This is a genomic window from Trichothermofontia sp., from assembly GCF_053493415.1.
Genome location: NZ_JBRCAD010000088.1, coordinates 1 through 7,777, shown reverse-complemented (window position 1 = coordinate 7,777; position 7,777 = coordinate 1). Strand labels below are relative to the sequence as shown.

Sequence of the window (7,777 nt, the reverse complement as noted above, 5' to 3'; positions counted from 1 at the left end):
GGGTGGGGGTTGTGGGGGCCGTAGGTGGGTTGTTGGGACATGATTAAGGCAAAAGTAAAAAGGTAAAAGGCAAAAGGTTGGTAGTGACGACTTTAGTCGTTGTTAATGCTCACGGGCGTGAACACTACGAACAATTAGCCGACTAAACTCAATTCATAGTGCAGGGCAAGAACTTCCGTGGGTTGGAGTACAGCCATTGCATATTCGCGTCCCTGGCGATCGGCAAATTCCACCAGATAACGGGGCGACTCACCGGGGTATACCTCAAGAATAGTGCCCACCTGCCCAACCGGTAGCTGTTGAATTGACTAGTATGCAGGTTCAACTAAGGTGAGGCGATCGCGATCAATTGGCTTGATGTTGGCAACGGTATCAAGGGTTGTTAGCGTCATAGTCCTTACCTGATAAATGCAGAAACTAAGCGAGGATTGGGTTGGTCTATCATAATTTCCCACAAAGTACGCAGGACAATGGCAGCCTTGCGATCGGGAATTTCCCAGTCAATTCAGCGAACGCTACACGCTATTCCGGTTGCCAAGGGAACCAATCTTCATCTAGGGCTTGCTCTAGGGTAAAGTCAGGCTCTTGGGGAATCAAGCTAGCATTAAGGTCACTAGCATTTAGAAATAGTTTTCTGCCATTTTTATATTGCTTAGAAAAACTATCCTGCACAAATGACTTTAAGCTAGGGCTTGTCTCCAGTCCTTCCTGAATTTGTAACCTAAAGTTGATGACCTCACGTTTCCAACCTCTTAAGCACATCTCTCGTTCAGACTCCCAATATTTAATCTTGAGCAGATGCTCACACAAGCGCATGAGATAGCGGGAAATCGCGTGTTTTTCACTCCTGCCCAAGCTCTCAATCTCCTCAATTAAATTTTCTAGGTCAAGATTGCTAAAATCCTGTGCTTTCAATTGGGCAACGGTATGATTCAACCAAAGTTGATAGTCTGTATCGTATAGTGACGTGGGTTTAGCTTTAACTTGAGGTTCCATAAAATATCTTTATGATTATTTTTATTATATCGATGCTTTCAATCTTCTGCATCGGCATGGCACACCCGGCAATATCCACCTCCTGGCGATCGCCATACTCGTCAACCTTGCCCTCCCACACCAGTTCCGTGCGCATTTGGGAGAGTCCTATGTTTACTACATCCGTGACTTCATCCCTTGGCAGGGCGATCGCGTTTCCGCCGAAACCAGCATCATGCGGCCCAAGCATTCCCAAGCAGTATTCATTCAGTACCCCCCCCTCCCCCCTTGCCAGAGGACTTAGCGTCAGGCTGGCAAGATAGAATGGTTGATAACTTGGGTTGAGACAGCGACAATACCTGAGTAGACCTGACTGGGCAGCAAGCGCGATCGCAGGAGCGGAGTTATCGATGGGAAAAGTAGTTGGCATTGACTTGGGCACCACCAACTCAGTCGTTGCCGTGATGGAAGGCGGCAAGCCAGTGGTCATCGCCAACGCCGAAGGCATGAGGACAACTCCCTCGGTGGTCGGGTTCAGTAAGGATGGCGAGCGCCTCGTCGGTCAGATGGCGCGACGGCAAACGGTCCTCAACCCCCAAAACACCTACTATGGGGTTAAGCGCTTCATCGGTCGCAAATACTCGGAACTCACTCCCGAATCCAAGCGCGTCGCCTACACCATCCGGCGGGACGACAATGGCAACGTCAAAATCCGCTGCCCCCGCTTGCAGAAGGAATTCGCCCCGGAAGAAATCTCCGCGATGATCCTGCAAAAGCTGGTTGAAGAAGCCAGTCGCTATCTGGGTGAACCTGTGACCGGAGCCGTGATTACCGTTCCCGCCTACTTCAACGACTCCCAACGGCAGGCCACCCGCGATGCCGGACGGATTGCGGGCCTGGAGGTGAAACGCATTCTCAATGAACCCACGGCAGCCTCCCTCGCCTATGGGTTAGACCGGGCGGAGAACGAAACGATTCTGGTATTTGACTTGGGAGGGGGCACCTTTGATGTGTCGATTCTGGAGGTGGGTGATGGGGTCTTTGAAGTCAAGGCCACCAGTGGCGATACCCAACTGGGGGGGAATGACTTCGATCGCAAAATCGTCGATTGGCTCGCTGAACAATTTTTAGAAGCCGAAGGGATTGATCTGCGGCGCGATCGCCAATCCCTGCAACGCCTCATGGAAGCCGCCGAAAAGGCCAAAATCGAACTGTCAGGTGTCGCCGTCACCGATATCAACCTTCCCTTCATCACCGCCACCGAAGACGGTCCCAAACACCTGGAAACCCGCCTCACCCGCGCCCAATTTGAGGGCCTCTGCGACGATCTGATCTCACGCTTGCAACAGCCGGTCAAACGTGCCCTCGCCGATGCGGGCATGACCCCCGCCCAAATTGATGAAGTCGTCCTCGTGGGGGGATCGACCCGGATTCCCTTTGTACAGGACCTGGTGCGATCGCTGATCCGCAAGGAACCGAACCAAAACGTCAACCCAGATGAAGTCGTTGCTGTGGGGGCCGCGATCCAAGCTGCAATCCTGGCGGGGGAAGTGAAAGACGTGCTGTTGCTGGATGTCACGCCCCTGTCCCTGGGGTTGGAGACGATCGGCGGCGTGATGAAAAAGCTGATCCCCCGCAATACCACCATCCCGGTGCGGCGATCGGATATCTTCTCCACCGCCGAAAATGGCCAAACTCTGGTGGAAATCCATGTTCTGCAAGGGGAACGGGAGATGGCGGCGGATAACAAGTCCCTGGGACGCTTCAAGTTGACGGGGATTCCCCCGGCTCCCAGAGGTGTGCCCCAGATCCAGGTGTCCTTTGATATTGATGCCAATGGCATTTTGCAAGTGACAGCCCTCGATCGCAGTACGGGACGGGAGCAAAGCATTGTCATTCAAGGCGCATCAACCCTGAGCGAAGCCGAAGTGCAGCGCATGATCCGGGAAGCCGAAGAGTTTGCCGAAGTCGATCGCGAACGGCGGGAACGGGTGGAAAAACGCAACCGGATCGAGGCCCTGGCGAACCGGGCGGAACGGCAACTGCGGGAACTGAGCCTCGACTTTGGTGTTTACTTTGCCAGTGATTTGCGTAAACGGATTGAACTCCTGGTGCGGGAACTGCGCGATTGCCTGGAGCAGGAGGATGAGCGGGGGCTGGACATTACCCAGGCGGAGTTACAGGATGCCCTCTACGAACTGAAGCGGGAAACTGCCCTGCGTTTTGCAGAGGAGGAAGAGGATGATCTCCTGGAGCCGATTAAGCGCACGTTCTCGGAAATTCGGGAGGCGAGTCCCTTTGGCCAAGGCGATCGCAAACGTCGGTCTTTGAGTTCCAGTCGTGAACCTTCGCGGCGGGGCAGTGATAGCAGTTGTCGCCAGTTGAGTGAATCGCGATCGAGTGGTCAGTCGGGGCGGGGCGATCGCTACGATCGCGGCGGCTATGATCGGGGAGGGTACGATCGGGGCAATCGCTATAACGGCTATGACGATGAGGATTGGGGGGATGATGATGATTGGATCTAGGGTGTAGGGGGTGTTGGGAACCACAAAGGCACGAAGGACACCAAGGGGCACGAAGTTCTTGGTGGATCTTAGTGATCTTAGTGTCTTGGTGGTTGATCGGCTCTTGGTGGTTGAGCGCTGGTTTCAGGAGCAAACGCTTGATCCCCCATTGCCCAGATCTGATCGACAGTTAAGTTTAGCTCAGGAATCACCGCAGAGGGAATTGGCATTGCACCCGTCAAAACCGTGTCTTCGTACTGTCCCTCTACCCACTGACAAAGGGTGACCTGCCGCGTTTCCGGATCGACGATCCAATATTCGGCAATGCCACGGGCGGCGTATTCGGTATGCTTATAGCGATAGTCTCGATCGCGATTAGCGGTGCCGGGACTTACGACTTCAATCACGAGGGCGGGGGGTGGCATATCACGGGTAAGGGTAGCCCGACTCGCGCCAGTTAAGGCGGCTAGGGACTCCTCACTATGGACCAATAAATCCGGCACCCGGCACCGTGCCCGACGGCCAGAGACTTCGATCTCGGTATTGTAGACAACCCGTTGCAGCGGCAGATATTTCATCAATTCGGCCAAGAGGAACCGGGCGATCGCCAAATTTTCTGGGGATTCAGGCGGCATTGCAACTAACGCTCCATCCACCAGTTCATAGCGGGTATCGCTGCCATCGTCATAGGCCAAGTACTCTTCAAACGTCAGCAGGGTTTTCGGGGAAGGTGTCGCGATCATTGTGGCTACTCCCTTTGATCACAATTTGATCACAAAATAAAAATCGGAGAGTGACCCTATTGGCCCATGCCCCAGATCTGATCAACGGTTACATTCAGGTTAGGAATCACAGCGGAGGGGATGGGGGCTGATCCCGTCAAAACCGTGTCTTCGTACTGTCCCTCTACCCACTGACAGAGGGTGACCTGCCGCGTTTCCGGATCGACGATCCAATATTCGGCAATGCCACGGGCGGCATACTCTGTATGCTTGTGGCGATAATCCCGATTACGGTTAGCGGTGCCGGGACTCACAACTTCAATCACGAGGGCGGGGGGTGGCATATCCCGTGTTAGAGTCGCCCGACTTGCCCCGGCCAGCGCAGCCAGGGATTCTTCGCTATGCACTAAGAGATCAGGGATGCGGCACCGGGCACGACGACCAGAGACCTCGATTTCCGTGTCCTTATGGGCCAGCAAGGCGAGGGGGACATACTTGGCCAATTCAAAGAACAACCCCTTGGCAATCTGGTTATTTTCTGAGGACTCAGGCGGCATTGCGACTAAGGCTCCATCCACCAGTTCATAGCGAGTATCGCTGCCATCGTCATAGGCCAAGTACTCTTCAAAGGTCAGTAAGGGTTTGGCTGGTGCTGTCGTGATCATCTTAGCTTGCCCTAAAAATGTCCCCATTTTCGCGTGCGTCTGGCAGGCAAGATGCCTACCCCACAAGATTGGCTGTGTAGTCCTGGCAGGCAAGATGCCTACCCCACAACCTCTCGGCTTCCCAACCTTGAGTCTCTTCATAATGATAGATCTTGGTAGACTATGCCCAGAAGGGCAACAGCCTGCCCCCTTAGGCCCCGATGGATCGAGTATCCTGTAGACTATGCAGAACTTTCGGAACTATTACGAAATCTTAGGCGTGGCCAGAGACGCCTCGGTGGATGAAATCAAGCAGGCATACCGGCGGCTGGCCCGGAAATACCATCCTGACCTTAATCCGGGGGATAAGGCGGCAGAGGAAAAGTTTAAAGATATTGGCGAAGCCTACGAGGTCCTGTCCGATGCCAGTAAGCGATCGCAGTATGACCAGTTCAGCCGGTTCTGGAAACAACGCGGGTTTGCGGGGAAGGCGGCGCGATCGGCAGCAGCAGGTTGGGGCGTGGGGGGGCGTACCGCTACCCGTGAGGAAATTGACTTCGAGGTTGAAGACTTCAATAGTTTTGTCGATCAACTCCTGGGTCGTCGGGCCAGTCGCAATGGCACCACCGGGGGAGCCAGCACCCCATCGGCCAGCCGCAGTACCCAATTCCGACCGGGCACAACCCGCACAGCCTATACCGTGAATGCCCGTCCTTCTCCCCGCAATGCGGAAGCGCGTCTCTCGGTGCCCTTGGAAACCGCCTATCTGGGAGGCCGGGAACGGATTCGCTTGGAAGATGGCCGATCGCTGGAGGTGAACTTACCCCCTGGGATGGTGTCTGGCCAACGCATTCGCCTCCGAGGTCAAGGCATTGCTGGCGGTGATTTGTATCTCAAAATTGATGTCATCCCCCACCCTTTTTTCAAAGTTGAGGGCATTGACATTCTTTGCCAACTGCCCCTAACGCCGAGTGAAGCGGTGTTGGGCGGTGCGATCGAAGTCCCGACGTTAGATGGCCCTGTAAAGATGACCGTCCCAGCGGGGGTGAGTTCCGGTCAACGGTTGCGGCTGGCGCAAAAGGGCTATCCCGATGAAGCAGGCCGCCGGGGCGATCAAATTGTCGAAATTCAAGTGGTGATCCCCAAAAATATCAGCGCCCAGGAACGGGAACTCTATGAGAAACTACGCCAACTCGAAGACTTTAACCCGCGTGCGAATTTACCTGTTTAAAGTAATGGAGGCCCCATGAACGCAGAACCCACGCTGAGGGATATCGCTGAGCAATTGGATCGGCTAGAAGCGGATGTAACGGCTAAGTTCGATCGCTGGGAAGCGGAGCAGGCCAAATTTAACGATCGGTTCACGACCTACCAGCAGGCAACCCAGTGGGTGGTGCAGTTGGCATTTGCGTTGATTGCCTCAGCAACCGTTACGGTGGTGGTGTCGTCGGTTTTTGCGCGATAACGTTCTGTCTTGTCTGAAGGGGCGATTGACCTCATCGGTTGATGTCTGGCTAGCCCTCATCCCCGATTACGGCTACCCTTGTGTGGGGCACCTCATCCCGCCGGAAGCGGCTTGCTGGAACGACGACTAACCCCTGAGCGATCGCATCGCCTTCCTGCGGTCCCAATCCCCTGCGCACCCAGATGACATCGGGGTTGGGCAACTACACTGCCCACCGTCTGAGAGGGAGTTTGAAAAGTCGAGAAACCAGTCGTTTTGGCGACTAAAGTCGCCACTACAAACGTAAAGCAACCCTTAGGATAGCCAAGTTAGGATAGCCAAGCGTCGAGGTTCGTATTCATGGTTTTAACCACGATCCCCCTTGTAAGACATTTTCTTAACCCGTGTTGGAATTAATTTAGGACCCGTGTGAAGGACGCCTGTTAGGTCTTCGGTAACTGGTATTGGCTCACAATACGCTTGGCAAATTCGGGGACGTGGGCCATGAGTTTTTCCGGGTAATGACGTTTAACGTAGAGATAATTGCGGGTGAAGTGGGAATCAATCGAAAACCGGGCATATTCCAAACCCCGTGGTCCAATTTTGTCAATGACAACACCCATTAACTTCGCTGCCCACATCGGTAAGGTAACAGCCTTATCGTAGGCGGGAATACTTTGTTGCACCGCTTGGCGGCGATCGCCTTGGGAAAAGACAGGCTGCACCTCTAGTTGATCCTTGACCAGATCGAGCATTTCCTGGCCGCGATCGTTGCGCACCACGATCCACTGCCAGCCAAAAGGCGCACCCATATACCCCACGACTAAATCTGCCAAACCATTGACATAATCAAAGCAACTCATGCAGGAGGGAGCAAAGACATCCTTGAGTTCCTTCGTATTCAAACCAAAGAAGGGTACGGTTTCCGTGGAGCCATCTTCATGTTTGAAATGGACGCGGAAATCCTGCATGAATTCGTAGTAAACAACGGTTTTCGGCGAGCGACTGGTGGTGTCTAAAAATTTCTGCAACCCGGCACGGGTCACATTATCCACACAGGGGGTCCCCAGTACATAGAGCTTTTCCAAGCCTAATTGCTGCTCAACAGCCCGCAGGGCTTGAATTTGACAGCCAACACCGATCACCAGCAGGCGTTTCATCCCCGACTGTTGTACCTGTTCAAGGACAGACAAATTGGGCGAAAGCGTGGGTTTATTCACCCGTGCAGCGAGGATCTCTTCACGGGTACGGGCAATCACGGGTTTGGGTTGGAAGCGATCGTGCTCACTGTTTTGGACACAGACAACGCCTTCAACTCGCCCCTTTTCCAGCATGGCGATCGCCGTACTGCTGACAATGCCCGTCCACTGGGCACCCGGGATTGGATCCCGCCTGCGGGCCGTGTACATTGCCTCGTAGACGCCGAAGTAGTCGCTGTCGCTAACGGCAGTCGACTTGGAGCGCAGCGACTCGCGGGATTGCCCGTGG

9 protein-coding genes are annotated in these 7,777 nt (G+C 54.3%); 3 read left to right on the top strand and 6 right to left on the bottom strand.

Annotated features, from left to right (window positions below):
• Nucleotides 1-134: 134 nt before the first annotated feature.
• Together ACWIUF_RS07560 and ACWIUF_RS07555 are read right to left on the bottom strand one after the other, a co-directional pair.
• Nucleotides 135-305, bottom strand: a complete 171-nt coding sequence (locus ACWIUF_RS07560) for a DUF4926 domain-containing protein (RefSeq protein ID WP_448571678.1) — start codon at nucleotides 303-305, stop codon at nucleotides 135-137.
• A gap of 217 nt (nucleotides 306-522) precedes the next feature.
• Nucleotides 523-996 (bottom strand): DUF29 domain-containing protein, encoded by a 474-nt coding sequence (locus ACWIUF_RS07555; RefSeq protein ID WP_448571677.1) that lies wholly within the window; start codon nucleotides 994-996, stop codon nucleotides 523-525.
• Nucleotides 997-1,385: 389 nt separating this feature from the next.
• Between ACWIUF_RS07555 and dnaK the strand changes: the two genes are divergently transcribed.
• Nucleotides 1,386-3,500: a molecular chaperone DnaK gene (dnaK, locus tag ACWIUF_RS07550; protein WP_448571676.1), complete on the top strand. Its 2,115-nt coding sequence runs from the start codon at nucleotides 1,386-1,388 to the stop codon at nucleotides 3,498-3,500.
• Nucleotides 3,501-3,577: 77 nt separating this feature from the next.
• On the opposite strand, the gene ACWIUF_RS07545 is transcribed toward dnaK, so the two are convergent.
• Complete coding sequence (locus ACWIUF_RS07545) at nucleotides 3,578-4,222, bottom strand: Uma2 family endonuclease (protein WP_448571675.1); 645 nt, start codon at nucleotides 4,220-4,222, stop codon at nucleotides 3,578-3,580.
• A gap of 56 nt (nucleotides 4,223-4,278) precedes the next feature.
• The gene (locus tag ACWIUF_RS07540; protein ID WP_448571674.1) at nucleotides 4,279-4,866 is read right to left on the bottom strand and encodes a Uma2 family endonuclease; all 588 of its coding nucleotides are present in this window, start codon (nucleotides 4,864-4,866) and stop codon (nucleotides 4,279-4,281) included.
• A 223-nt stretch (nucleotides 4,867-5,089) separates the two neighbouring features.
• Here ACWIUF_RS07540 and ACWIUF_RS07535 point away from each other — a divergent pair, with 223 nt between their 5' ends.
• Both ACWIUF_RS07535 and ACWIUF_RS07530 read left to right on the top strand, forming a co-directional pair.
• Nucleotides 5,090-6,076, top strand: coding sequence for a DnaJ C-terminal domain-containing protein (locus ACWIUF_RS07535; RefSeq protein ID WP_448571673.1), 987 nt, complete (start codon nucleotides 5,090-5,092; stop codon nucleotides 6,074-6,076).
• A 15-nt stretch (nucleotides 6,077-6,091) separates the two neighbouring features.
• Nucleotides 6,092-6,310, top strand: a complete 219-nt coding sequence (locus tag ACWIUF_RS07530; RefSeq protein WP_448571672.1) for a hypothetical protein — start codon at nucleotides 6,092-6,094, stop codon at nucleotides 6,308-6,310.
• Nucleotides 6,311-6,359: 49 nt separating this feature from the next.
• Here ACWIUF_RS07530 and ACWIUF_RS07525 read toward each other — a convergent pair whose 3' ends face one another.
• Entirely contained in the window at nucleotides 6,360-6,512 is a 153-nt protein-coding gene (locus tag ACWIUF_RS07525) for a hypothetical protein (protein WP_448571671.1), read from the bottom strand.
• 220 nt (nucleotides 6,513-6,732) lie between these two features.
• Nucleotides 6,733-7,777: Coenzyme F420 hydrogenase/dehydrogenase, beta subunit C-terminal domain (locus tag ACWIUF_RS07520; RefSeq protein WP_448571670.1), on the bottom strand; the 1,045-nt coding region annotated here is incomplete at its 5' end.

Excerpts from the sequence above, each read along its gene's own strand:
- ACWIUF_RS07535 (WP_448571673.1), top strand. The coding sequence starts at position 5,090 with ATGCAGAACTTTCGGAACTATTACGAAATCTTAGGCGTGGCCAGAGAC.
- ACWIUF_RS07555 (WP_448571677.1), bottom strand. The coding sequence starts at position 996 with ATGGAACCTCAAGTTAAAGCTAAACCCACGTCACTATACGATACAGAC.
- ACWIUF_RS07540 (WP_448571674.1), bottom strand. The coding sequence starts at position 4,866 with ATGATCACGACAGCACCAGCCAAACCCTTACTGACCTTTGAAGAGTAC.
- dnaK (WP_448571676.1), top strand. The coding sequence starts at position 1,386 with ATGGGAAAAGTAGTTGGCATTGACTTGGGCACCACCAACTCAGTCGTT.
- ACWIUF_RS07545 (WP_448571675.1), bottom strand. The coding sequence starts at position 4,222 with ATGATCGCGACACCTTCCCCGAAAACCCTGCTGACGTTTGAAGAGTAC.
- ACWIUF_RS07530 (WP_448571672.1), top strand. The coding sequence starts at position 6,092 with ATGAACGCAGAACCCACGCTGAGGGATATCGCTGAGCAATTGGATCGG.